The sequence below is a fragment of the Candidatus Zixiibacteriota bacterium genome, from assembly GCA_040756055.1.
Lineage (GTDB): Bacteria > Zixibacteria > MSB-5A5 > GN15 > FEB-12.
Window position 1 is genome coordinate 511,925 of the sequence record JBFLZR010000002.1, and the last position, 23,524, is coordinate 535,448.

At 52.8% G+C, this 23,524-nt stretch carries 23 protein-coding genes; 6 read left to right on the forward strand and 17 right to left on the reverse strand.

Translation table 11 applies throughout. The features are described from left to right. From AB1483_05525 to AB1483_05575, 11 genes are all read right to left on the reverse strand, one after another. Window positions 1-474, reverse strand: a complete 474-nt coding sequence (locus tag AB1483_05525) for a chemotaxis protein CheX (protein MEW6411918.1) — start codon at window positions 472-474, stop codon at window positions 1-3. After that, window positions 452-850 (reverse strand): response regulator, encoded by a 399-nt coding sequence (locus tag AB1483_05530; GenBank protein MEW6411919.1) that lies wholly within the window; start codon window positions 848-850, stop codon window positions 452-454. The genes AB1483_05525 and AB1483_05530 overlap by 23 nt, the downstream gene beginning before the upstream one ends. A gap of 4 nt (window positions 851-854) precedes the next feature. Beyond that, complete coding sequence (locus tag AB1483_05535; GenBank protein ID MEW6411920.1) at window positions 855-1,730, reverse strand: HDOD domain-containing protein; 876 nt, start codon at window positions 1,728-1,730, stop codon at window positions 855-857. Further along, a complete protein-coding gene (locus AB1483_05540; GenBank protein ID MEW6411921.1) occupies window positions 1,727-2,206 on the reverse strand; it encodes a chemotaxis protein CheD in 480 nt (159 codons plus the stop codon). Before AB1483_05540 ends, AB1483_05535 begins: the two co-directional genes overlap by 4 nt. Before the next feature lie 4 nt (window positions 2,207-2,210). Beyond that, the gene (locus AB1483_05545; GenBank protein MEW6411922.1) at window positions 2,211-3,044 is read right to left on the reverse strand and encodes a protein-glutamate O-methyltransferase CheR; all 834 of its coding nucleotides are present in this window, start codon (window positions 3,042-3,044) and stop codon (window positions 2,211-2,213) included. 8 nt (window positions 3,045-3,052) lie between these two features. Then, window positions 3,053-3,421 carry a response regulator gene (locus AB1483_05550; GenBank protein MEW6411923.1) on the reverse strand — a complete coding sequence of 123 codons (369 nt, stop codon included), beginning with the start codon at window positions 3,419-3,421 and terminating at the stop codon, window positions 3,053-3,055. After that, the gene (locus AB1483_05555) at window positions 3,399-3,902 is read right to left on the reverse strand and encodes a chemotaxis protein CheX (GenBank protein ID MEW6411924.1); all 504 of its coding nucleotides are present in this window, start codon (window positions 3,900-3,902) and stop codon (window positions 3,399-3,401) included. Before AB1483_05555 ends, AB1483_05550 begins: the two co-directional genes overlap by 23 nt. Continuing rightward, complete coding sequence (locus tag AB1483_05560) at window positions 3,892-5,349, reverse strand: FapA family protein (GenBank protein ID MEW6411925.1); 1,458 nt, start codon at window positions 5,347-5,349, stop codon at window positions 3,892-3,894. Before AB1483_05560 ends, AB1483_05555 begins: the two co-directional genes overlap by 11 nt. A gap of 105 nt (window positions 5,350-5,454) precedes the next feature. Further along, window positions 5,455-7,257 (reverse strand): methyl-accepting chemotaxis protein, encoded by a 1,803-nt coding sequence (locus tag AB1483_05565; GenBank protein ID MEW6411926.1) that lies wholly within the window; start codon window positions 7,255-7,257, stop codon window positions 5,455-5,457. A 43-nt stretch (window positions 7,258-7,300) separates the two neighbouring features. Next, window positions 7,301-7,882, reverse strand: a complete 582-nt coding sequence (locus AB1483_05570; protein ID MEW6411927.1) for a chemotaxis protein CheW — start codon at window positions 7,880-7,882, stop codon at window positions 7,301-7,303. Between the two features lie 64 nt (window positions 7,883-7,946). Continuing rightward, on the reverse strand, window positions 7,947-10,187 hold the full coding sequence (locus AB1483_05575) for a chemotaxis protein CheA (GenBank protein ID MEW6411928.1): 2,241 nt from the start codon (window positions 10,185-10,187) through the stop codon (window positions 7,947-7,949). A gap of 610 nt (window positions 10,188-10,797) precedes the next feature. Here AB1483_05575 and AB1483_05580 point away from each other — a divergent pair. Beyond that, window positions 10,798-13,074: a sugar-binding protein gene (locus tag AB1483_05580; GenBank protein MEW6411929.1), complete on the forward strand. Its 2,277-nt coding sequence runs from the start codon at window positions 10,798-10,800 to the stop codon at window positions 13,072-13,074. A gap of 97 nt (window positions 13,075-13,171) precedes the next feature. Here AB1483_05580 and AB1483_05585 read toward each other — a convergent pair whose 3' ends face one another. Beyond that, window positions 13,172-13,579: a hypothetical protein gene (locus AB1483_05585; GenBank protein MEW6411930.1), complete on the reverse strand. Its 408-nt coding sequence runs from the start codon at window positions 13,577-13,579 to the stop codon at window positions 13,172-13,174. Between the two features lie 257 nt (window positions 13,580-13,836). Between AB1483_05585 and AB1483_05590 the strand changes: the two genes are divergently transcribed. Then, window positions 13,837-15,987 carry a DUF2339 domain-containing protein gene (locus tag AB1483_05590; protein MEW6411931.1) on the forward strand — a complete coding sequence of 717 codons (2,151 nt, stop codon included), beginning with the start codon at window positions 13,837-13,839 and terminating at the stop codon, window positions 15,985-15,987. Here AB1483_05590 and AB1483_05595 read toward each other — a convergent pair. The 4 genes from AB1483_05595 to AB1483_05610 all read right to left on the reverse strand — a co-directional run bounded on the left by AB1483_05595 (window position 15,980) and on the right by AB1483_05610 (window position 19,617). Beyond that, window positions 15,980-16,891, reverse strand: coding sequence for a hypothetical protein (locus tag AB1483_05595; protein ID MEW6411932.1), 912 nt, complete (start codon window positions 16,889-16,891; stop codon window positions 15,980-15,982). The genes AB1483_05590 and AB1483_05595 overlap by 8 nt on opposite strands. A 129-nt stretch (window positions 16,892-17,020) precedes the next feature. Next, window positions 17,021-17,428, reverse strand: coding sequence for a hypothetical protein (locus AB1483_05600; GenBank protein ID MEW6411933.1), 408 nt, complete (start codon window positions 17,426-17,428; stop codon window positions 17,021-17,023). Between the two features lie 190 nt (window positions 17,429-17,618). Beyond that, on the reverse strand, window positions 17,619-18,812 hold the full coding sequence (locus AB1483_05605) for a metallophosphoesterase (GenBank protein ID MEW6411934.1): 1,194 nt from the start codon (window positions 18,810-18,812) through the stop codon (window positions 17,619-17,621). A gap of 61 nt (window positions 18,813-18,873) precedes the next feature. Then, the gene (locus tag AB1483_05610; GenBank protein ID MEW6411935.1) at window positions 18,874-19,617 is read right to left on the reverse strand and encodes a hypothetical protein; all 744 of its coding nucleotides are present in this window, start codon (window positions 19,615-19,617) and stop codon (window positions 18,874-18,876) included. A 372-nt stretch (window positions 19,618-19,989) separates the two neighbouring features. Here AB1483_05610 and AB1483_05615 point away from each other — a divergent pair, with 372 nt between their 5' ends. Beyond that, window positions 19,990-21,240 carry a 4Fe-4S binding protein gene (locus AB1483_05615; GenBank protein ID MEW6411936.1) on the forward strand — a complete coding sequence of 417 codons (1,251 nt, stop codon included), beginning with the start codon at window positions 19,990-19,992 and terminating at the stop codon, window positions 21,238-21,240. 47 nt (window positions 21,241-21,287) lie between these two features. Next, on the forward strand, window positions 21,288-21,794 hold the full coding sequence (locus AB1483_05620) for an isoprenylcysteine carboxylmethyltransferase family protein (GenBank protein ID MEW6411937.1): 507 nt from the start codon (window positions 21,288-21,290) through the stop codon (window positions 21,792-21,794). Window positions 21,795-21,863: 69 nt separating this feature from the next. On the opposite strand, the gene AB1483_05625 is transcribed toward AB1483_05620, so the two are convergent. Beyond that, the gene (locus tag AB1483_05625; GenBank protein MEW6411938.1) at window positions 21,864-22,181 is read right to left on the reverse strand and encodes an RNA-binding protein; all 318 of its coding nucleotides are present in this window, start codon (window positions 22,179-22,181) and stop codon (window positions 21,864-21,866) included. A 466-nt stretch (window positions 22,182-22,647) separates the two neighbouring features. Between AB1483_05625 and AB1483_05630 the strand changes: the two genes are divergently transcribed. Both AB1483_05630 and AB1483_05635 read left to right on the forward strand, forming a co-directional pair. Next, window positions 22,648-22,860: a helix-turn-helix transcriptional regulator gene (locus tag AB1483_05630; protein ID MEW6411939.1), complete on the forward strand. Its 213-nt coding sequence runs from the start codon at window positions 22,648-22,650 to the stop codon at window positions 22,858-22,860. A 55-nt stretch (window positions 22,861-22,915) separates the two neighbouring features. Then, window positions 22,916-23,518, forward strand: coding sequence for a hypothetical protein (locus AB1483_05635; protein ID MEW6411940.1), 603 nt, complete (start codon window positions 22,916-22,918; stop codon window positions 23,516-23,518). Window positions 23,519-23,524 lie beyond the last annotated feature (6 nt).

Below are 23,524 nucleotides of genomic sequence, written 5' to 3' on the forward strand. Positions count from 1 at the left end.
TCAACTGCCCTTAACCGTAAACCGCGAGACGATTGGATAACTGTCAACCATACTGCACGACGAGTCCGATTTCCCGGCCAGTTCGCGGACCTTCGCGACTGACACGGATTCGGCCCGAGGGGCAGAAAGGTTAAAGATCGCCTTATCACTGAAGCATTGTGTCAGAAGCTGGCCGGTGACGATATTGAGCACTTCCTTTAGTGCATCGCAATGCTTTTCCTTAGGGTTGGCGGGGTCGATTTCCTCCCCGAGCATATTGGCTGACAGCTCGACGCAAAACGGCATTGGAGCTATCATGAGCGACTCACCTTCGCAGTCGCCGCTGAAACTCACGCTGGCGGCCACGAACTCGAATTCGTCCCACGCGATTTCATCGGCACCTCCGGCCGGTTCCGGGAACATAAAGGCCATCTGTTCGAGAACCTCGCAGACGACCGTCTCAATAGTCTCTTTAACTGTTTGTATCTCCATCATCGACTCCCAAGACCCGGGTAATGGTTTCGCTGATTGATTCCGGGGTGAACGGTTTGCGCAGGTATTCCCTGACGCCTTTTTGCTTCAATTCTTCGATTCTGGCGGAGCTTCCGTCGGTTGAGATAACGACTACAGGAATGTCCTTGAGCAGACCGTCTTCCGCCATCGTATTGAGCAGTTCAATTCCTGTCATGACGGGCATGTTTAAGTCGCTGAATACGATGTCAACCCAGTTGTCTGCCAGGCAGTCCAACGCTTCCTTGCCGTTGGCGGCTTCGAAAATCTCGTTGATTTCCAGTTTCGTGAGCCGTAATGTCTTGGCTACGATCGAGCGGATCGTTTTGGAATCATCCACCACGAGAATATTATAAGCCATGGTATTATCTCCTTGCCACTGCAGGGGACGCAGTCGCCCCTGAAAACATATTCTCGGCATTTTTTATTGACAGTAGAAGCTGGCTGCAGGCCGCCTCCATCACCTGACTGGTCAATTTAAGTCTAAGAATAGATTTATAGCACATCCGATACTGAAGGCCGTCACGTCCCAGGCCGAATCCCTCCATCAGACACATGGCATCCGAGATGTGTACGATATCGATGCCTTCCTGGGGCTCAGGAGCGCCCTCCGGATTGTGATGCCACCTGATATCATCCACAATCGACTGCGGGAATCTCCACTTTTCGGCAATTAGCGCCCCCACCTCGGCGTGATCGGTTCCGAGCAGTTTACTTTCAGCCTCCTCGAAAGCGATGTCATCACCTTCGGCCAGATGCTGAAGCTCCTCGAAGTAATCATCGACAAAACCCTGCATGGCTATTTTACCGATATCATGGATGAGTCCGCTGGTGAAGATGGCGCCGGAGTCTTTGATATTGAGAAGCCGACAGAGGTTTTCCGCCATCAGAGCAACGGCAATAGAGTGGCGCCAGAGATCTTCGGCGGACAGATCGTAACCGCGCGCCGGGGTTTTGAGGCTCGAAAATACGAGCGACGACAGTGCGATCTGAAACATCCATTTCGTACCTATTCGAAAGTCGGCCTCTGTCACGGTTGTCACCGGTCTGGTAAAGCCAAGGAAGGCTGAATTGGCCGCCTTGAGGACATTCGCAGTAAGGGCGGGGTCGAGCTGGATAATTTTAGCCATCTCGGCCGGGTCCGCCTCGGGATCATCGAGCAGTGACATCAGTTTATGCGCCACGGCTGGTAAGGTCGTAAAAGACGTTACTCTGGCTACTATTCTGTCTCTTATACTCACAGTTCCTGAATTCCCTTCGACGTTTTCACGGTTACTTTGCCTGTATCGACGTTGAAGTGCACCGTCCTGGAGATGCTTCCCCCAACATCTTCACTCTTAATCAGGATATTGTTTTTCCACAGAATTTTGCGCAGGATTAGATAGTTTCTTTCGCCGATGTTGAATATTTTTTTTTGATCCATCAAAGAGGATCCGCCGGCCGCCTTGACAATCAGGCGGTCTTTGACGGCGCCGAGATCGAACACCAATCGCAGCAGTTCGGTCACACCCGTATCAGCAAACATAGCCGGCGTCTTCTTGGCTTTTTCCGGCGACACTTTCGAAAGCGGAAGCATATAGTGAATCATCCCTGCGACTTTAGCTATCGGATCGTACACCGTAACACAAATACACGACCCCAGTGAATAAGTTACCAGTTCATCGTTAGCATCATCAGAAACATAAATCTCGGAAATCCCAACCACTTTTTGCGGCATGGCGTCAGACCCTTACATATATCGATGGCTTGATACATTTAAGGTGCTTTGCAAATGAGGAAACGCTTTCAGCGTGGCCCACGATAAGGTATCCTCCGGGTCTGAGAAGTCGTTCGAACTCGGAGACGAGTTTCGAGCGCATCTCTGGTCCGAAATAGATCATGACGTTGCGGCACATGATCAAATCGACGTTCGGTTTTATCGGATAAGGTGAGCGTGAGAGATTGAACTGTCGATACAGTATCATCTTTTTCAATCTCTCGTTCACGGTGTAAACACAGTCATCCTCCGGTCCCTGCCGCGTGAAATATCTGGTTCTGAGCTCTTTCGGTACCGGCTGCACCGTCTGGCCGGGATAGACACCCCGCCGTGCGGTCTTGAGTACTTCGGTATTGATGTCAGTGGCCAGTATTCTGACTTCGACGGGTCTGCTCTCGAGCGTCTCACTCAATTCAATCGCCAGGGTGTACGGTTCTTCACCGGTGGATGCGGCGGTGGACCAGATTCGAAGCAGACGGGCACCATCGCGAGCCCACTGATCCACGACGCCTCTAATAAAGTTGAAGTGATCGGGCTCCCGGTAGAAGCTGGTCGTATTGGTTGAGATAGCGTCAACCAGCCGCTGCAGTTCGACCCCGGTCCGGTCCTCGAGAACGTACACGAGGTAGTCTTCGACGTCTCTCAGTTCAAGCATCCGCATTCTTTTGGCAATCCGGGACCTGACAAGCGTCTCCTTGCCGCTGTTAAGGGAGATCCCCCATCTCTCGAGCACAAGTTGGCAAATCTTCGCGAAGGTTCGGGGCTTTAATGTTATGGCAGTGGTTGACACGGTATCCATAATCGCGACTAACTCCCGGCCGGCAGGAATTTCTCCAGCTTAGCCGTAATATCTTTTGGCGTAAAAGGCTTGATCAGAAAGTCGTTGGCGCCCGCTTTGATGGCTTCGATTACTTTCTGCTTCTCGCCTTCGGTGGTGACCATTACGATAGGCGCCGACACGTTGTCGGCGCGCAGCTTCTTGAGAGCATCGATACCCGACATCCGCGGCATATTCCAGTCCATAAGAATGAGACCGATATCGGTGTTCGCTGCGACGGCCTCGATGGCCTCCTGGCCGTCGGCTGCCTCAACAATCTCTTTTATGTTGAGGCGTTTGAGCACTCCGATGATGATCTTCCGCATGATCTGCGAGTCATCTACTACCAACACTTGCATTAGCAACCTCCTGTTCGTGCGAAGGTGTCCGCTTGAGCGTTATGGCCAGGGAAAAGTTGCCCAGTTCTGTTTCGAAAGGCACTTCGAAAAAGACGGAACTCTTGGAGCTGACGTTGTTCAGGATGCTTCCTCTTACCACGCTCGGCAGGCTGAGGGTGATGGAGTGTCCCTCGATTTTTGTCTTGGCGGAACCGGCCACGATGTTCACCAGTTCGCCCACTCCATCAATTATCGAGGCATCGACGGTTCTGAATTCCGCGCCGACCATTCTGCCGACCACCTTCAATGCCGTCTGCACGGGAAACTTGACCGCCACCACTCCCTTTACCGTTCCCGATAGACCGATAACGCCTATGATGTCCGGCGGACCGGAATCATCGCGAATAACACATGGTTCGCCTGGCTTGACCGCACAGCCAAGCATACTTTCAAAAAGCTCATTTACCGATTGAATGAACGGGTTAACATCTTCAGCCTTCATTAGTCACCTCTTCCTTTTCTTCGATTTCAGACATCAACGCAACTTCATTTTTCAATTTGTCAAAATGGGCTATGAACGGCCCGGCCAGAGTATGCTTCACCTGGTATTGGGAGTCACAAATCCTGATAATCAATCCCGGGTAGGCGATCTTGAGGATTTTGACCTGTACCGAGTGGCTTTGACGAATTTTGTCCAGTAGGTCCTTTTTCTGCGAATCCAGATTCTCGAGTTCCTCCTGCCCTTCGACGATCTTGAATTGAATTGTCGTCATGGACTCCCTCTGGGCGGCCGTCAATAAACGCAGGTTCTGATTGAGTCGGCGGTAGCCCTGTTCGAGTTTCTTTATGGCCTCTTTAATTCTGGTGACTTCGACGCTGTTGGCACGTAGCGCAGCCTGCAACTCAGGATCCACACCTGCTACGAGCAGGGTGGTCGCTCCTTCCTTTGACCCCGCCTCGCCGACAGTGATACCTCGAGTTCCCCACAATTCGCTGCCGATTACTCTGCCTTCGCAGCAATGTATCTCGCCTTTGCTTATGACGATGCTCTGCACAATTTCTCTGTTCACTACCGTATTTTCGCCGGATTCAAGCACGGCGTTTTGTACGTACTTGGCGTAGATATTTCGTCCGGCCTTTATTTTATTGGAAGATTTGCCTATGATTCCTTCCTTCGCTGTCACATCCCCTCCTGCCAGTATATCTGAAGCGTAGGTGATGCCCCGGATTTCGATATCACCGGTAGCTTCGACCTTAAAATCAGAATCAACATCTCCGTTAACAACAACGTGTCCGTTGTGCTGGACATTGCCGCTCTCGGTTCCAACACCGTGCTTGACAGTAAATACCTGGTCAACATTGAGGGTCTGACTGACGAGTGTGACGCGTCCTGAGGATCGTGCTCGGTATCCCCCGACTTCGCCGTCCCAGCACACGTTTGGACCGCCGCGCAAAGTGATCTGCTTTGGCTTTGGGACGGTAATTGTCTTGCCGTAGACATCTTTTCCGTCCTTGCCCGGTATCGGTGAGTGGACCTTCACCAGTAGCTGGCCCTCATCGACGGATGGATTTTCGATCTTCTGATGAAAGTCGATCCGTTTGGTTTCGGGGTCTATGTAATAGCCCTCTTTGAAATAGTCTTCCGTCCATTCCAATTTGGCGTCCATCGGCATTACGGGCGGCTTTCCTGCCACCACCGGCAGGTTGGTGATTCCTTCATTCGCTGATCGAGCCTCGTTAAGAGCTTCTTCCAGTAATAGCATATCCGGTTCGGCCGTTACATTCATCTGCTTGAGACGGACCTGTATTCTGTCCATTGACTGGGTGCTGGCGGCGAATTCTGCCGAACAGGATAGATAGACAGTCATCTTGTCTTCGGTCACGGTCAGTTCGTATTCGACCGGCGCGGCTTCAGCTTGCTGCGAGCCATTTTCTGTAGCTTCTTCCATTGTTGCCCCGTTCAGCCGTCAGGGTGCGGGTGTGTCGTCCGCACCCCGATCGGCGCATGATGTCTGCGCGTGAAGCTTTATCAATTCCTTCACGCCCGTCGGGAATTAGAACTCAACGAGTTCTTCTTCCAGCGGTATCACCTCCTCCGGTGAGCGTCCGGCTTTCGGTGGCACTGTTGTTCTGGTCATCCCTTTTGCCGGTCTACCCGGATCCCTCTGTTCCAGTCTCGGGCGAGCAGCCTTTTGGAGGGCGCTCTTGTCAACTTGCTGCGGTCGGGCATGTCCGGAGGAACCATCGCTGATCTTGAAAGCGTTGACTGTTTTCAGCAACTGGTCGGCCTGTTCGTTGAGTTCCTGCGAAGCGCTGGCGGACTCCTCCGCGTTGGCGGCGTTCTGTTGGGTTACGGAATCGAGTTGGCCCACGGCGACGTTCACCTGTTCGATTCCCTGTGCCTGCTCTCCGGAAGCGGCGGCGATCTCAGCCACGAGGTCATTTACCTTGGTGGATCCATCGGTAATTTCATCGAGAGATTTCGCAACCTCGGCGCTAATGGCCACACCGTTGTTAGCGTTGCTGACCGACTCTTCGATCATATTGGCGGTATTCTTCGAGGCTTCGGCTGATCTCTGGGCCAGATTTCGAACTTCCTCAGCCACCACGGCAAAGCCTTTGCCTGCCTCTCCGGCGCGAGCGGCCTCGACGGCGGCATTGAGAGCAAGCAGGTTGGTCTGGAAGGCTATCTCATCGATAGTCTTGAGAATCTTTGCCGTCTGGTCGGACGACACCTTGATTTTTTCGACGGCCTCTTTCATTCTCACCATGGCCTTGTTGCCCTGAAGGGCAGCCTCGCGAGCCGAAGTAGCCAACACTTTGGCCTGATTGGCATTTTCGGCGTTCTGCTTGGTCATGCTCGACATCTGTTCCAGGCTGCTGGAGATTTCCTGCAGCGAGCCGGCCTGCTCGGAAGCACCTTGCGCCAGGCTCTGGCTGCCGGAACTGATCTGCGCGCTGGCCGAAGCTACTTGCTCCGCGATCTGCGCAGTCATGCGGAGTGGATCGACGATTAACTGGAGGGTATTGTTCATGCCCTGTACGATCTTGGTGAAATCCCCGCGATGCTTTGATTCGTCGGCACGCAACATGAGGTCGCCATCGGCGGCGGCGTCCGCCAGCATGTTGGCGTCATTTACCAACAGATTGACCGCATCAATACAAGCGTTCAGGTTGTTCTTTATATCATTGAAGTCGCCCTTATATTCATCGGTAATCTTTTCCGGAATATCTCCCTGGGCGATCTTATCGACATAGTCAGCAGCCACCTTCAAAGGGTTCACCACTGCGTCGAGTAGCGCGTTCACTCCCTCGCGCAGTTTTTTATAGTCACCTGTGGAGTGGCCAATCTCGGCGCGATCATCGAGTCTGCCGTCGATGGCGCTATCGATGAGGCGACCTACTTCGGCGAGCGTTTCCTTCTGTTCGGCCTGACTCAGGATAACCTCGATACCTCCGAGAGGGTTGCCGTCTTCGTCGAAGACAGCGGAGCAACTGGCGGCAATCGGAATCTTCTTACCATCACGGGTCTCCATCACGGTTTCACCGATGATGGCTTCTCCGGTCCGCATGCAGTTCTTAATGGTACAGTTGCTGGTTCCACACAGCGGTGTTTTGGCCAGCTCGGCGCAGGTCATTCTACCGACCACCTCTTCCCTCGACCAGCCTGAGGCCTTCAAGGCCGCGTCGTTGATGCGCTGGATGATGAGATTCGGATCGGTGACGAACATCGGAGCGGCCACAGAAGCAAGAATATTTTCGAGCTCCCATACTTTTCTCGCCGCGTTGGCCGTCGTTTTACCCTTCGCTTTGCTCTTGACGGCACGTCCTGACTTGGGTTCTGACTTTCGAGACATTTCAATTCTCCTTTTAGTCTATTTATTCTCTTGCTCTTTTTCGTTACTGTGCCGATTCAGCGGCTTCTTCGGCAACCATGCCGCCTTCGACAGCCGGTGGCGCCTGATCGACTTTGTCCGCAATCGCGACATCGCTGGCCGTAAGGACCTTGTCGATATCGAGTAGAATTTTTACTTCATTCTTAACCTTCCCCATACCAAGAATGAAATCGGTATTTACGTTGCCTCCGAAACTCGGCGCTTCCTCGATGTCGCCATCCTGGATGTCCAGAACTTCAGACACGGCATCGACGAGGATTCCCATTTGAACGGAACTGTCCTTCCCCACGACCTCCACCACGATAATACAGGTTTCTTCGGTGTCAGCCCTGTTGTCCATACCGAACTTGGAGCGAAGGTCCAGTACCGGTATGACTTTACCTCTTAGATTGATGACGCCGCGGATATAAGGCGGCGTTCTTGGCACCTTAGTGATATCCATCAATCCAATAATTTCACGGACCTTGAGGATCTCCAGGCCGTATTCCTCCGCGGCCAGACGGAAGGTAAGGTATTTGCCGGCCTTACTTTCCGCACCTGATGAGGCCGCTCTGAGGGCTCCGTTTACATCCTGTGCCCTTGCCATTAAGTTTTTCCTCCTTTTGCCACGTTGGCTTTGCTGTATTTTAGATCCTGTGCTGTTTGCCGCACTACGTCTGTTCCATTGCCGTGGTGGTGGGCACGGTGCCTGCTTTGGTCAGACTCCCGTGTCCGGTCATACCGGCAAGCTCCATCAGTCCACTTATATCGATAATCAATCCTACATTACCGTTCGAGAGAATAGCGCCGCCCGATATCCATTTCTGTGTCATAAATATCGGACCGAGGCTTTTGATGACTGTTTGTCTTTGGCCGAGAAGTTCATCGACTATCAACCCTACGACTTTTTCGCTCTCCTCCACCACGACAACGACGCCTTCGGTAAACTCGCTGCTTTCCGGCTCCAGGCCGAACAGATCGGCGGTTTTCACCAGTGGCAGCGGCTTGCCGCGCCAGTCGATCATCTGACTGCGCCCACAGACGGTGAAGATCATATCCGGTGTCAGATTCAAAGACTCGATTATCGACATGGTGGGTACGATGTACCGGTGCTGGGCTATGCGGACCAGCATGCCGTCGATAATCGCGAGCGTGAGAGGCAGCTTGATGGTGAATTTCGTGCCGTCACCCGGCGAAGATTCAATCTCGACGTGTCCGCGCATGGAGTCGATGTTTTTCTTAACGACGTCCATGCCGACGCCGCGCCCGGATATGTCCGTTACCTTTGCAGCGGTTGAGAAACCAGGAAGCATAATCAGGTTATAGATTTCACGGTCGGTGAGATCCCGTCCGGTCGGAACGAGTCCTTTTTCCCTGCCTTTGGCCAAAATCTTGTCTTTATCGAGCCCGCGTCCGTCGTCCTCGATCTCCATGCAGATATTGCCCCCCTTGTGGTAGGCTCTTATCCAGAGATTGCCCTGAAGCGGTTTCCCCACCCGGGCTCGCTCATCGGCGGTTTCCAAACCGTGGTCGATAGAGTTGCGGACCATGTGCATGAGAGGATCACCGATCTTTTCGACGATGCTGCGGTCGACTTCGGAATCCTCACCGGAAAGATGCAGGTTGACGTTTTTGCCGGATCTTTTCGAGAGATCCCTCACCGCGCGGGCAAGTTTCTGGAAGGTGGATTGTACCGGCACCAGTCTCATGGCCATTCCCATTTCCTGGAGTTCGCGCGTAATCTTGTTCAGGTGAGAGATGTTTTTTATTACCTGGGTGGACGCGACGGCCAGTATCTCTTCGTTCTGACTTATCATCGATTCGGCTATTACCAGTTCGCCGATGGTGTCCACGAGTCGATCCAGACGACGGGTGTCGATTTTCACCTGTTCTTTTACGGTGGTTCCGCGGCGGGAACGCTCCTGATCCCTCAGGGCGTGAATTACCGCTTTCGAAGAGACCTTCCCCTGTTTGACCAGAGTCTGACCGATCTTTTCATCGGGTGATTGTTTTCTTGCCAGCGCGTCGTCGATATCGGCCTGGGACAACGCACCCATGTCGACAAGAACGTCACCCACCCGATCGGACAATTCCGCTTCAATAGAGTCGAGGTCAGTATCATTCTCAGCGTTCGCGATCAGGTACTTGAGCTTCTCAATCAGTGAAATTACATTGCCGGCGGCATCGAAAGATTCACCGGATCGCATAACATCCCTGACGCCGGTTAACATCGCCCGCATGGCATCAATGGAACTCAGGATGGCGTCAGCTATCTGTCCTTGAATGATTACTGTTCCCTTCCGGGCAAGATCAAGGAGTGTTTCCGACTCGTGGGCCAGCATGGAAATCGGCTTTAGTTCGAGAAAGCCGGCGGCGCCCTTGATAGTGTGAAAGCTTCGGAAAATGGCATTAATTGCCTCGGCGTTACCGGTGTCGGATTCGAGATCCATGAGCATTTGTTCCGCGGTAGCGCAGTGCTCTTCGGCCTCGATAACAAAATCCTCAATCAGCGAGGTGTTGGTGCTGTCGACGGTTATAAGCAACGGCTCGGACTTTGCTTCGTCTGCCTGCGGAATTTCGGTCTTTTGAGTAGCCTGATCCGGACCGAAACCATCCGGAAACTTGACTTCGGACAGGTCGCGTTTTTCGACGATAATTTGCTGGAGGGCGTTAAGGGCTTCGCCGACATTCGTCAGACAGTCCGACCGGTCAGGGACATCGTTGAGAATTATCTTCTCCAACTGCTCGGCGCATTTCTGCGTCGCCGATTTGACCGCATCGGGGCTATCTTCCACGTGTGTGAGGAGGGTGAGGAAGTCTTCGTGCAACCTGGCCAGCGCCGGTAAATCATCGACCGATGCCAGTACCAAATCAGATGCAAGCGATTCGACCCGTGTTTCCAACTGGTCCATTTTTTACCTCTCGGATAAATGTCCAGCCACACTTGGTCATCTTACTAACGAAAACGACTAGCGATAAAAACCTGAGTCCTTCTTAGCCGGGGAATTTTGCTCTTTGGTTCACTGTTGTTCGCCGGGCTGTCTTCAAAGAACCAGTATATCTCTCATGTCGCGCATAGTACCCTCCACCGAGATGTCTTCAAGGTGGACCTATGTGCCTTATGCAGAGTCTTCGTCACTTGAAACAAGAACTTAACGATTTTCTAACGAATTCTTAACAATCAAGACACTTTTCTTGCATCCCCACCGTCCAACTGCTCAGCATTGAGAAAGGCTCAATTGAACAAACTAACCGGTGTCGCGATAATCACTTATCGAGCCGAACCTGACGGCCCATTATTAATGTGGAGAACTCTGGCGTGGCATTTCCTTGAGACGTAATGTCGGACGACTTGCCGGGATCTGCGACGGCAAAGATTGCGAGGGCCGCAACCGTTGCCGGCTGTGTCTCGTAAGGCTAAAAAGAGCAGAAAGTTGACGTCAACAGTGGGCGGTCTTTCGCCGATTGTGTAGTGAGTCGCGAAGGACCGAGTTTTTCAGTACCGAAACATGGAGATCCAGCATGTCAAGAGTATGCGTAGCGGTCGTGTGTCTGCTTCTGATAGCATCGACCTCACAACCTTCCTCGGTGATAACCGAAAGCGATTTCGTTCCACAATTCAATCCGACACTGAAAGCTCATCGCGTAAATGGTGAGATTAAAATCGATGGTCAGTTAAATGACGCCGGATGGCGGGGGGCACTGCCGGCCGGCAATTTCACCGAACACTCTCCCGGCGATGAGATCGCTCCGCCGGTTCGGACGGAAGCTTTCGTGGCATACGACGAGGACAATCTTTATCTGGCGGCTGTCTGCTATGCGGATTCGAGCAAGGTGCGCGCCAGCATGTGCGAGCGAGAACGCATCTTCGATGATGACAATATCGGGTTCTTTTTCGACCCGTATGGCGACGCCACCAGGGCATATATCATTAACATAAATCCCCACGGCATACCGTACGACGCTCTGTGGTCAGCCAGCTACGGAGAAGATGACAATTTTGACCTGATGTTCGAATCGAGAGGAATTGTGACTGACTCGGGTTATCAGGTGGAACTGGCTATTCCCTTCTCAAGTCTTCGCTTTCCCAACAAGCCGGTGCAGCAGTGGCGGTTCGATTTTTACCGCCATCACCTTCGCGAAGTACACTATTCGATGTCGTGGGCCACATATGATCAGAACCAATCGTGCTGGCCGTGTCAATGGGGTACGGTTACCGGCATCGAAAACGTAAAACCGGGCAAAGGACTGGAGCTTTTGCCCAGTTTCGTGGCGCATCAGTCAGGATCGGTGGCGGACGCCACTTTTCCTGATACCTCGTTTGCCAACGGAGATATCTACGGTGATTTGTCCATCGGCGGCAAATATGCCGTATCTTCGAATGTAGTGGTCGAGGGAGCTTACAACCCTGATTTCAGCCAGATCGAAGCGGATGCCTCGCAGGTGGATGTCAATACAACCTACGCGCTGCAGTACGAGGAGAAGCGCCCCTTCTTTCAGGAAGGGATGGACCTCTTCCTGACCTATTTTAACGCTGTCTATACCCGATCAATCAACAATCCGGATTATGCGGCCAAGGCCTCGGCCAGATTCGGTCGTACGGCATTTGCGGCGCTCTCGGCCCACGATGAGCAGAGCCTGAGTATTCTTCCTTTCGAAGAGCACTCGTCGTATGTTCCCCTTAGCAAGACCCTGACGAATATGTTTTCGCTCAGACAGTCGATCGGCGCCAGCAGCTACATTCGGGGCCTGATGACTGACCAGCGCGTGGACGGCGGCGGTTCGGGAACGCTATCGAGTTTCGACACGAAGTTGCATTTGAACAAATCGGTTTCACTGCGCGGTCAGTTCATGGCAACCCACACCGAGGAACCGGATGATACGTCGATGACCAGTCATCTGGAAGACGGCGCTACTTTTGACGACGGCAAGCACACGGTTGCTTTTGACGGTGAATCGTACTGGGGCATCGGCGCTCTGGCGGGGGTCATGTACAATGTAAAGAATTTCTATGCTTACAGTCGCGTTTACGAAAGAACACCCACCTATCGCGCCGCCAATGGTTTTCAGCCGCGCAATAATGATCGGCGCTGGATGACCGAGGCCGAATATACGATCCGCCCATCCGGAACGATTTTCAGCAGTATCGAACCGGGGGTGGACTTCGCGCGGATATGGAATTTTGACGGTTTGCGCAAGGATGAATGGATAAGATTCGATTGCGAAACGCAACTCCGCTTCGCCCAGGGCTCTTTCTGGGCCGAGTATCTTTTAAGCCGGGAGCGACTGGGTGGAATCGATTTCCGCGATATTCGTGTCTTCACCATAAGCGCGCAAGCCTGTCCGGTGAGGCTGGTCGAAGGCGGATGGACTCTCAGTTACGGCAACATGATCGCCCGCAACTATCTGAGGATGGGACGCGAAACCAATGTCAATGCGTGGCTGAAGTTGCGGCCAACCGACCGCGTGCTGGCTGAGGTCGATTTCACTTACAATAAGAGCCACGATGTTGAGACCCGGGAAAAATTCTTCGAAGGACACATCTTGTGGACCAGGCTGGGTTATCAATTCAATCGAGAGCTGTCATTCAGACTGGTGACGGAATACAACGGTTTCGGCGACCGGTGGAGTGTCGACCCTCTGATTACCTACCGGATCAACCCCTTCTCCACCTTTTACGCCGGGGCCACTTACGATTATGACAAGTATCTTGACTGTGGCGTGACGAATGACAGGACCATGACCTGCCTTTCGCAACGTCAGTTTTTTATCAAGATACAGTATCTTTTCCAGACGTAAGAATTTCCATCGACCCCTTTTCTGTATGATATTGTGGCCGCCTTGGACGAGGCGGCCGCGGCTATTTCGGCGGATTGTTACTGGTAGGCTCAGAGAATCATTGTTTTTTGACGCGAAAACTGACCGTGCCAGTGAAGTCTTCCATGGCCACCACTACTGTCCATGAACCCGGGTTGCCCGGTGCGGAAACATCGGTGACACCCGATTGAAGATTTGCCTGGTACACCTGGATACCATCGTTGTCCAGCAGGATCAGCGCGGCAGAGCCACCCAGGCGAGCGCTGGAGTGATCGATGAGGGCGGAGGTGCCGGTATTGGTCCAGCTATAGGTCAGGCGGGCGGTAACGGTGTACAACTCGCCTGCCCAGAAGGAAAACGTATCAACCTTGCTGAGAACCTCGGGGTCGAGATTGTTGGTGTCTTCGTCGGTGGCTCCACATCCAAAGAGCGCCAGTATCACTAAGAGGCTTACAAGGAGTATCGAAATCCGAAAAAAGGGGTTCATTTCAAAGGTTCCATCTTCAACGCTGTTCAAATAGTAACCGAAAAAGTCGGGTATTCTGTTGGTGAATATAACACATAATCTTGCTTTCGCCAATTTAACAATTATACAGTCCAAAACAGCCAGTGGCTGACTGGTTTCAGGGAGTTTCGAGATGCTGGAGCCGTGTCCGGTTACCGCTCTTGATTGTTGTTGATTCAGCGACTTCAATTGTCGCAACTTGATAGTGGGAACAACCTGTAGCCAATAAGGAGTGGGGGATGGAGAATAACGAAGACAAGTCACTGGACCAGAGAGTCCTGCGTCTTGAAAAAACTGTTGCAGACCTGAAACTGATGATCGAGCAACTGCTTGCCGGGCAGCGTCAGCAGCAACCTCAATACAGCACGCAGGTTCCCCCTCCACCGGCATTCACTGCCAAACCGGCGCAGTCTGCCACACCGCCCGTAGCGTCAGCCGCTCCGGATACGACACCGAAAAGACGCAGCCCTGCCCTGTCTTTCGAACTCCCGGATCACATGAAGAAGGTCGAGTTCTGGCTCAACAAGGTGGGCATCGGATTGCTTTTGTTCGCGGTAGCTTTTCTGTTCAAGTACTCAATTGATAAAGGATGGCTGACACCGTGGGTTCGGGTTGCCTTCGGTCTGGGGCTCGGTGTCATTCTTGTGGCGCTGGGGTTTCGCACTTACGAAAAGCGACGCCATTTCAGTCTCGTGTTTATGGGCGGCGGGATAGCCACTTTCTATATCACCGCTTTTGCGGCTTTCCAGAGGCTGGCGATTGTCTCACACACCACCGCCTTCGCCTTCATGACGCTCGTAACCCTTTTTGCGCTGCTGATTTCATTGAGACAGAACGATTCGATACTCTCGCTCATTGGAGCGGTTGGCGGGTTTGGAACACCTTTTATGCTTTACACCGGCAGCGGGAATATCCCGGCTCTCGTTCTCTACAGCAGTATCCTGGCAGCGGCAACGAGCGCCATCTACTTTTACCGCGGCTGGCGATCGCTCATGTGGTTGACTGTCATCAGCGGCTGGAGCATACTGCTCATAGCCCTGATCAATGGTGTCTATGATGTGTCTTCAGTGGCTCTTGCCGACCAGAGGGCTATTCAAGCCGGAGTACTTTTCGCCGTCGTAGTTTTCTGGATCGTGCCATTGTTGCGACAGGTGATGCGTGGAACCACTCCAGCCGCTCTTTCAATGCCCGAGGGGAAATTGCCAACGCTGAAGCAGGTCTTCGGGGCGGTATCTGACGGCCAGACTCACTGGCTGACGATTTCGACTCCCCTGATCGCCCTGGGAATGTCGCGGCTCACCTGGCCGGAGCCATCCGATGTGTACTGGGGATGGGTCACGATGGTCGGCGCGGCTGTGTATTGGATCGTGGCTTACTACCTGAGCCGGACAGAAAGACTGAAAGATATTTCATACATTCACACCCTCGTGGGTGGGCTTTTATTTACGATTGCCCTGTGTCTTCTTTTCGACGGTGACACCTTGTTCTTCGCCGTCGCCACGGAGGCAGCCGTGCTGCATCTGATTCACCATCGCACGGGGAATCTCGGCGCCTCGGTGGGCGGACACGTCCTGTTTGCCATTCTGGCGATGCTGCTCATACAAAGAATAGCCGAGCCGCTTAGAGACGCCGCGCCGCTTGTGAACGCAAGGGCGCTGGCTGATATCTGGACCGTTGCCCTGGCAGTGGGACTCTCCTACGTATTTAAGCCGGTCATTCTAAAACGGATTTATTTCATAGCCGGAGCCTTTTGCCTGGCGGGATGGTTCCTCAGGGAACTCACCGGCAGTCTTCCTTTCGTCATCATAACCGTCGAGGCCTTCATATTCCACATCGAGGCAAAACGCGTCGAGGATGAGACTCTCCGGATGGGAGCGCACGTATTCGCGGTCCTTCTCGGCCTGTGGCTGATTGGTCGTCTGGCCGGAAATCACCCCGACACAACCGCTGTATTCAGCGCCTACGCGCTCAGCAACCTGCTGGCAGTAGTAATGGCCGGTGTTGTCGCATGGCTCTCGAAGAAAAGGGTAACGCGAGTTTCGTACGGTCTCGCCGCTCACGCCCTCTTCATGGGCTGGCTTCTCAGTGAGCTGGTAACACTTCACGAAGGACAAGGGTACGTGACAATTGCCTGGGGCGTCTACGGCGCGATACTTCTTATACTCGGGCTCCGGCGAGCCACGCCCGGACTTCAAACAGTGGCGCTGGTGACATTGCTGGTAGTGGTCGGCAAACTCTTTCTGGTGGATTTGGCGCACCTTCAGGCGATATTCAGAATATTTCTCTTTATGGGGTTCGGCGCCGCATTTCTGGCGCTGAGTTATTATTTCAGGGCGCTCTGGAAATCTGATAAAGACAAGGGGGGAAATTCGAGCCGGACGCCTACCTGATGCGTTCTTTCAACCAGTCTATTTTGTCCTGCGGTCCTTTCAGGCGAGTAGGCCAGTCTTCACCCATATTTTCTGAGGAGACGACGCATCTCAGGGTGACAACATTTTCGATTGAGTCGAAAGGTCTGACGGCACCGTACTGCTTTTCGAAAAAGACGGGATAGTTGTAGCTTTCAGGAAGTTGCCGCATTTCATCACGATTGATGCTATTGAGCACAGCCCCGGTTAAAGCTGTCTGGTGGAGGAAGACATTTTTGGTTCGGTCCGAGGCGCACATCTCCGCGAGAGCCTCGTCGCGACACAGTTTTTCAAAATCTTTGACCCATCGGCGTAGAATCCCGCACTGCGGTCTCACCACTGCCAGACCGCAGTGGAAATACGCGCGGATCGTCTGCTGGTCAGCCGGAGTGACCATCGGAAAGAGCATATCATCGGTCAGTCCCAGCAGAGTATAAATGCGGCCCCAGAAATCATCCGGCGGAGCGCCATACAGCGAGCCGGACCGATTGTGCATGACCGGAACATAGGCGAGTTTGATGTCCGGTGCGAAAGAGAAGTCATCCGGCTCGGATAGTATTATCGTGTCCTCATCCATCCATATTAAAACGGACTTTCGTCTCTCGGCCTCGGCCTCGGCCTCGCCCGCCGCATAGACTTTCCCGGCGTAGAAAAGCTTTCGGGCCTGCGCCGGTACGGCGCAGGCGGTGCTTTCGATACCAATCCCATCCAATTTTTTCAGTGAGTCGCTATCAATCGAGGCGTGATCGGGATAGTATATGCTTATCGGTGTACCCTTGAACCCACCGCCAAATTCATTGAGACTGTCAAATAATCGGATGATGTTTTGAATGTCCGACTGTGTTTCGATATACGACGCCAGCATGAATCGGTCCGCTGTGGGCACACTTCCTCCTCAGCCGTTGATTGGTGGCATGACTTTATATACAATAGTCGTGATATCCGGGCAAGTTGTGCATTACAAATCGTTGCCCGTGTCCGGGCAACTGGCCGCTTGCGTCGCTGACAGCTGAAGCTACAACTTCTCGGCCCGGAAATTCGAGGTACCATCGAATTTGACGAATGTTACCCTGATCGTCCAGGCGCCGGCCGCTCCGACCGAGGTCGTCTCCACCCCGCTCGGTTTCAGAGCACTGGTGTAAACCTGCACACCATTGGCGTCCAGGATGGTTACAGCCGCGCTTCCGTCCACGGTCGCTGTCGAATGGTCGATGGTTGCGCTAGTACCCGTGTTTAACCATGAGTAATTCAAGGTTGTGCTGACATCGGTAGCCGCGGTGATCTGAAATTCGAAAGCATCCTGGTTGTTGACGATTTCCGGTTGAAAGGCGCTGATCGGATTTGAGTCGTTACATCCCGCCAGCAACACTACCGCCAGCAAAACCAGTGGTGCCGTCACGATTGCTGCTAATTGCTTGTTCATACTTAGTCCCTGCCTGAATTAGAGGTTCCACAACTTCTTGCGGTGCGGCAACGGCCACAAATTGGACCGGCCAAGACCACTTTAGTTTATATAACAACGGAATGTCAGCGGTGGTGCCCGGCCGACCAAAGATGACACGTAACAGATTGTTTAACTGCGGGTTAGATCGGCGGCTCGGGCGCGGATTTTTCTATGCTCCGACGAGGGTGTGGACGGTGATTTCGGAGCGGGCCCCGATCCGAATTTGCGGGCCCCAGTAGCCGGTTCCACGGCTTACGTAAATGCGAGTGCCGTTGAAGTCGTGAAGACCCGACAGGTACGGCTGGCTCATTCGAGTCAGGAAGTGATACGGCTCGTACTGTCCGCCGTGAGTGTGGCCGGAGATGACATAGTCGTATCCGGCTTTCGAGGATTCGAAGATACTCTTCGGCTGGTGGGCCAGAAGAATTCGCGGCAGATTAACCGGAGCGCCGGTTATCGCTTTGTGCGGATCCGATAAATGACTGGGACTGAATTGCCCGCCGGAGTAATCGGTAACGCCGGCCAGTATAAGCTGCCCCTCTCCCCTTTGGACAATCCTGTGCTCATTGAGCAAAACCGTAAAGCCCAGCCGGGCCGTTTCCTCCACCCATTGCTCCACTCCGGAATAGTATTCATGATTGCCGGTGATGAAAAACATCCCGTGCGGCGCTTTCAAATCAGCCAGCGGGGCAGTATCGTGCCCGAGCTGCTCGACCGAACCATCCACCAGGTCACCCGTCAATGCAACCAGATCGGGTTTCAGGCTGTTGACAGTCTCGACCACATACTGGACGAAGGGCCGTCTGATAGTCTGGCTGACGTGGATGTCGGTTATTTGAACGATACGCAGACCCTCGAGGTCTTTCGGCAGATTCTTAATAGGAATTGTCAACTCGACAATAGCCGGTTTGCGAAGGGCTTCATACATTCCGTAGGCCATAAGACCACCGGTCACCGCCAGCAGCCCGGCATTGACAGAATTCATAACCAGCGCTCTTCGCAAAGGATCGATCGCTTTGGCCGAGGCAGCTCCCGCGCCGATCAGGTGAGAGGAGAACTCAACTGTCTTCTGGACGATGGTAATCAGGGCGTAGGCGACATCGCGAAGAAATACTATCGCGAACAATAGAGTGAAGAATCCGAAACTGAGGTAACCGATCCAGGCGATGATGTTGGTCCATTCGCCCTCGATATTGTTGAAACGGAAGACAACCGGCATGAACGGCAGCACAAGCAGGACAATCAGCAATCCCCACACGAGGATGTTTACCGGTGTACTGAACGCTGCCGGGACTATAAAACGCCAGCCAACATAGCCGTACATCAGGCTCAATACCAATATGACGACAAGGAAAAATGACATAACTGCTTAGAGGACTAAACGCACAGTCGGGTCCGGAGGTTCCTTACGGCCGACACCCGTCCTAAAACCTCCACACCGTACCAATCGTCAGATAGTGAAACAACGCGAAATTGTAAACTTCGTCGTTGTCGGCGCCGCCTTCGAGTACCCGGTAACCAATTTTGAAGTGGGCTTTCTCTGAAGGTTTCACATACAGGGCGAAAAGAACATCCTCGGCTCTCCCCTGCGGCGCGGCCAGAGCGTCACCTTCGAGCAAAAGGCTGGTCTTTTCACCGATTTGCCAGTCAGTTTTGAAATTTATGAGCGGGACGAAACCAACGTTGGTCTTTTCACCGACTTTGCCATCACCCCACAGCGTTATAGCGGCGTCGCGGATCTTGGCGGTCACGCCGATTCCGAGATTCAACCGGGAATTCCGGCGGAAATCGTATCTGTAGGTGAGACGATAGGAGTCGAATCTGTAGCGCGAGTCGATGAAGCTGCCGGCCGCGAATTCTTCGCCCGCGAACTGTATCGTTCGGTCGATGTTACCTTCGGAGTCGATTCGAAGCGGGGCTGCCAACACGGAAAGACTGTGTTTCTCGCCGGCGTAGTAGGTCAGACGGATTCGTCCGACAAAACGGCTCTGAGCATCAAGGTCTTTCGAGAGCGAAAATTCGGTTCCCGTGTTGCCGGGTATGCGAACATCGTTGTAGCCCGGCATTACGTACGCCGTCTCGAAATCCATCTCCCACTTCACCCGGGCGCTTAGCGATGCAGCCGCCAGAATCAAACCTATCGATAGTAGTACTGAGCGAACCAACATAATAGCCTCCCTTGCTAATCTTATTCTCTCAAAACAATAGCACACCGGGCATCACCACGCCAGCTAATAATCATTCGAGTCCGTTGAAAACAGACCCCGCTTAGTATATATAGCGGTGCTGAAGCTATGGCTCCAAAGAGGTCGGGGCAAGAATTCGAAAATAGTATCTGGATTTCGTCGAAGCGACGTATTTAATTGTGTCATGAAGGATAAGGCGGTCATGCCCCGCGCGGCGTTACGATACGCGATTAAAAAGATGCCCGCCCCTTTGCGAAAACGGGCCATGGCCAAACGATAAATCACAATCTCGTCACACTCAGCAACAAACGGACATCCCGAAATGACGGGAGCAAGAAGGCAAGGAGCGATGCCATGGGACATATGGCAGGTAAAGATCTATATCGCAAGCTGGGTCGGAAAATCGACGGCCTGACTCTTCGCGCCCCCTGGAGTGATAAACTTTACAATATCCTCAAGGAGCTTTATACGCAGGAGGAAGTGCAGCTGGTCGTAAAGATGCCTTACGGGATATCGGATTTCGACAAGATTCAACGGGTGACCAAATACGAACCGGGCAGACTGCGAAACCTCCTTGACAATCTGACCGAAAAAGGGCTGGTAATGGATATCTGGATGAACGGGAGCTACCGTTACATTATCTCGCCTTTGGTAGTGGGGATATTCGAGTTTACCATGATGCGTACTCGCGGCGAGCTGGATTATAAGGAATGGGCCGGGCTTTTTAACGATTACTTACAGGATGGCGGCAAGTTCATGGCCGCAAACTTTGGTCGCGGCCAGCAGGTCGGACCTCTCCGGGCCCTTCCTTACGAAGACAGCATAGATGATTCGGACTATGTTGAGGTGCTCGATTATGAGAAAGCCTCGGCTATAATCGACAGCCAGGATAAGTTCGCGATCGGTATCTGCTCGTGCCGGCACGAGAAGCTCCACGCCGGGCAGAAAAAATGCGAGGCCCCTCTGGAGACCTGTTCGACACTTGGCCCGACAATCGAATACATGGTACGTCACGGTTTCGCGCGCGAGGTTTCGAAAACGGAGATGAAAGAGAACCTGGCTCGTTCGAAGGAGATGAAGCTGGTTCTGTGCGCGGATAACACCAAAAGCAATGTGTCGTTTATCTGTCATTGCTGCGGGTGCTGCTGCAACGTGCTCCTGGGAATAAGTCAATTCGGATATCCCAATGCGGTCGTGACCTCTTCTTTTATCGCCCGTTGCGATGAAGATACCTGTATCGAGTGCGGTGACTGCGTGGAGGGTTGTCCGATAAACGCCATAACGAACGGCGTCGATTCCTCCCCGAAAATCGATGAATCGGTCTGCATGGGATGCGGCGTCTGCGCACTGACCTGCAGCAGCGGCGCGCTCAAGCTGGTGAAACGCGAACAGAGGGTCCTGCACCCCGAGGATACTTTCGAAAGAGTGATTCTACAGTGTCTCGAAAGAGGGACACTGCAGAACCTGTTTTTCGATGAGCCGGATCGATTTTCCCACAAGTTCTTGCGCGGGGTCGTAGGTGGCTTTCTGAAACTTCCGCCGGTGAAGAAATCGCTGATGAGTGATACCCTGCGTTCGAGATTTCTTCACACGCTCAGAAGCTGACGAGGTTGTGGAATATGGGCCAATTCGGGGAATCCGGAGGTTGAATTATGCTTGAACGCAAGGCTCATCACGACCGGGATGACCTGGCCGGTGAACACGAATTCGGCGATGCCGGTCAGGTCTTGTTGCTGGTCGTTTTCCTCGTAGTGTGGATAGGTGATTCTTTTATCCGGCATTATACCGATTTCCTTGCGCGGTGGGTCCCTGTCTACGGGCGCATCACGGCGGGAGCACTCATCCTGATTCTCTCCGGCTACATCGCGAAATCCGGACTGAGCATTGTCTTCGATGACACACGGGTCCACACGGGCGTTATCCGGGAGGGCATCTTCGGGCGGGTGCGGCACCCGGTCTATCTCGGATCGCTGCTTTTTTATCTCGGGCTGACGGTGATTACCTTTTCAATCGCCTCGGCGGTAGTACTTCTGTTGGCAATAGTGTTTTACAGCTACATTGCGAGCTATGAAGAGCGGCTGCTGATCGAGAAGTTCGGCGATGAGTACCGCAAGTACCGGGGCGAGGTACCCCGATGGTTTCCGCTATGGAAAAAGTGATTTTGCGGGAATCAGTTGAAAAAAAAAGAGACCGGGGATACCGGTCTCTTTTTTGATGAGCTTTGGCGATTACCAGCCACCGCGGTTGCCGCCGCGGCTTCCGCCACGACCGCCACCGCCACCGCCGCTACGCGGGCCTTTGTCGGCGCGCGGACGAGCTTCGTTGACGTTGAGCGTGCGGCCGTTCATATCCTGACCATTGAGGCCATTGATAGCCGACGTCGCTGCGTCCTTGCTGGACATCTCTACGAAAGCAAAGCCTCTCGGTTCGCCGGTATATTTGTCCTTGATAATGTTCACGCTTGATACTTCGCCATAGCCTTCGAAGGCCTGACGTAACTGCTCTTCTGTCGTATCGAACGACAGGTTGCCGATGTAGATATTCATTCTACACTCCAAAAATGTCTACCCCAACCTCCATGCTCGTCCCTGCGGACTGCGTCAGTCGAAATAAACCCGTTCTTGCGCACTATTGCGCGTCGGTCCCCAACTTCAGCTTTCTCTTAGATTTGACCTAATGAACAAAGCCTTGATAAAAGCGTGTACGGAAACCATAAATTGATGGTGAATTATACAGGTTGTAACCAATAAAGTCCACAGATATAAACAACGGTTTGCAATATTAATAAGTTCCCCAGACAACCTCCTTACATCAGGCCAGAATATCCGCTTAAGAGAAACATCGGTATCGACCCTCTGATGGTTTCGCAACTGTCTGTTAAACAATGAGTTGGCCCGGGCAGTGATGGCTGCGCCCCCTGCGAGAGGCCGCACATTATCTATAGGGTAATATTTTTTATGTTTTACATAAAAAAATCCTTGACAAGCATAAATACTGGCCATTTATTGAGGCATGCCTATTCAGATAAACTTGGATGTCATGTTGGCAAGACGAAAAATGTCACTGACCGAGTTGAGTGCCAGAATCGGGATTTCAATGACCAACCTGTCGCTTCTGAAAACCGGTAAGGTCAAGGGTGTGAGATTCAGCACCCTTGAGGCAATTTGTAAAGAACTGGAGTGCCAGCCCGGCGATATCGTAGAATACATCCCCGAGTTCGTATGATCTCTCAGACCTGACCGGGCGATCAGCAGCATCTATTCACTAAGGAGAATTTGCGATGGATGAAAACCAATACTCAACCGCCGGATGGCTGGCTATCGTGCACGCTATCCTCTTTCCGCTGTCAATAGGGTTGGGTTTTTTGGAGTATGGAATCAGCATGGCCCGCCACCGTGAGGCTCATCTTCAGTGGGGCATTAGTGACATACTCGGCATTATGGCGACCATAGCGATCGTGTATGTGCTCGTTGTTTTCAGAAAGCTTCTAAATGAACGCTACAATTATCGCGGCATAGATTTTCTGATTACTGTCTCGATCTGGTGGGCCATCATTTTTCAGGTGGTAGGCACGATGATTACCGGTCTTACGGTAGTCATGTCGCCGGTCCCGGAGATTTTGCTCACCATAGTGCTGGTGTCATTCTTCGCGCTGGCCATGATCATTATTGGTATCGTTGATATCCTGGTCGCCGTCAGGCTCTTCAGGGCAAAAAGTGAGCTCAACGACCTCATTATCGCTTTTGCGGTGATAACCGTGGCCGCCGGGGTTTTTGAAATAACCGTCATTCTCTCACCGCTGTCGCTGCTTCTGGTACCGGTTTCATCGGTACTTCTCGGCGTGATTCTACTCAAGGAAAAAGAGACGGTGGAATTTGTGTAATTTGCG

What these genes read in the sequence shown, in the direction of transcription:
- AB1483_05525 (MEW6411918.1), bottom strand. Translation starts at nt 474, where the DNA reads ATGATGGAGATACAAACAGTTAAAGAGACTATTGAGACGGTCGTCTGC.
- AB1483_05530 (MEW6411919.1), bottom strand. Translation starts at nt 850, where the DNA reads ATGGCTTATAATATTCTCGTGGTGGATGATTCCAAAACGATCCGCTCG.
- AB1483_05540 (MEW6411921.1), bottom strand. Translation starts at nt 2,206, where the DNA reads ATGCCGCAAAAAGTGGTTGGGATTTCCGAGATTTATGTTTCTGATGAT.
- AB1483_05545 (MEW6411922.1), bottom strand. Translation starts at nt 3,044, where the DNA reads ATGGATACCGTGTCAACCACTGCCATAACATTAAAGCCCCGAACCTTC.
- AB1483_05550 (MEW6411923.1), bottom strand. Translation starts at nt 3,421, where the DNA reads ATGCAAGTGTTGGTAGTAGATGACTCGCAGATCATGCGGAAGATCATC.
- AB1483_05555 (MEW6411924.1), bottom strand. Translation starts at nt 3,902, where the DNA reads ATGAAGGCTGAAGATGTTAACCCGTTCATTCAATCGGTAAATGAGCTT.
- AB1483_05560 (MEW6411925.1), bottom strand. Translation starts at nt 5,349, where the DNA reads ATGGAAGAAGCTACAGAAAATGGCTCGCAGCAAGCTGAAGCCGCGCCG.
- AB1483_05565 (MEW6411926.1), bottom strand. Translation starts at nt 7,257, where the DNA reads ATGTCTCGAAAGTCAGAACCCAAGTCAGGACGTGCCGTCAAGAGCAAA.
- AB1483_05570 (MEW6411927.1), bottom strand. Translation starts at nt 7,882, where the DNA reads ATGGCAAGGGCACAGGATGTAAACGGAGCCCTCAGAGCGGCCTCATCA.
- AB1483_05575 (MEW6411928.1), bottom strand. Translation starts at nt 10,187, where the DNA reads ATGGACCAGTTGGAAACACGGGTCGAATCGCTTGCATCTGATTTGGTA.
- AB1483_05580 (MEW6411929.1), top strand. Translation starts at nt 10,798, where the DNA reads ATGTCAAGAGTATGCGTAGCGGTCGTGTGTCTGCTTCTGATAGCATCG.
- AB1483_05585 (MEW6411930.1), bottom strand. Translation starts at nt 13,579, where the DNA reads ATGAACCCCTTTTTTCGGATTTCGATACTCCTTGTAAGCCTCTTAGTG.
- AB1483_05590 (MEW6411931.1), top strand. Translation starts at nt 13,837, where the DNA reads ATGGAGAATAACGAAGACAAGTCACTGGACCAGAGAGTCCTGCGTCTT.
- AB1483_05600 (MEW6411933.1), bottom strand. Translation starts at nt 17,428, where the DNA reads ATGAACAAGCAATTAGCAGCAATCGTGACGGCACCACTGGTTTTGCTG.
- AB1483_05605 (MEW6411934.1), bottom strand. Translation starts at nt 18,812, where the DNA reads ATGTCATTTTTCCTTGTCGTCATATTGGTATTGAGCCTGATGTACGGC.
- AB1483_05610 (MEW6411935.1), bottom strand. Translation starts at nt 19,617, where the DNA reads ATGTTGGTTCGCTCAGTACTACTATCGATAGGTTTGATTCTGGCGGCT.
- AB1483_05615 (MEW6411936.1), top strand. Translation starts at nt 19,990, where the DNA reads ATGGGACATATGGCAGGTAAAGATCTATATCGCAAGCTGGGTCGGAAA.
- AB1483_05620 (MEW6411937.1), top strand. Translation starts at nt 21,288, where the DNA reads ATGCTTGAACGCAAGGCTCATCACGACCGGGATGACCTGGCCGGTGAA.
- AB1483_05625 (MEW6411938.1), bottom strand. Translation starts at nt 22,181, where the DNA reads ATGAATATCTACATCGGCAACCTGTCGTTCGATACGACAGAAGAGCAG.
- AB1483_05630 (MEW6411939.1), top strand. Translation starts at nt 22,648, where the DNA reads ATGCCTATTCAGATAAACTTGGATGTCATGTTGGCAAGACGAAAAATG.
- AB1483_05635 (MEW6411940.1), top strand. Translation starts at nt 22,916, where the DNA reads ATGGATGAAAACCAATACTCAACCGCCGGATGGCTGGCTATCGTGCAC.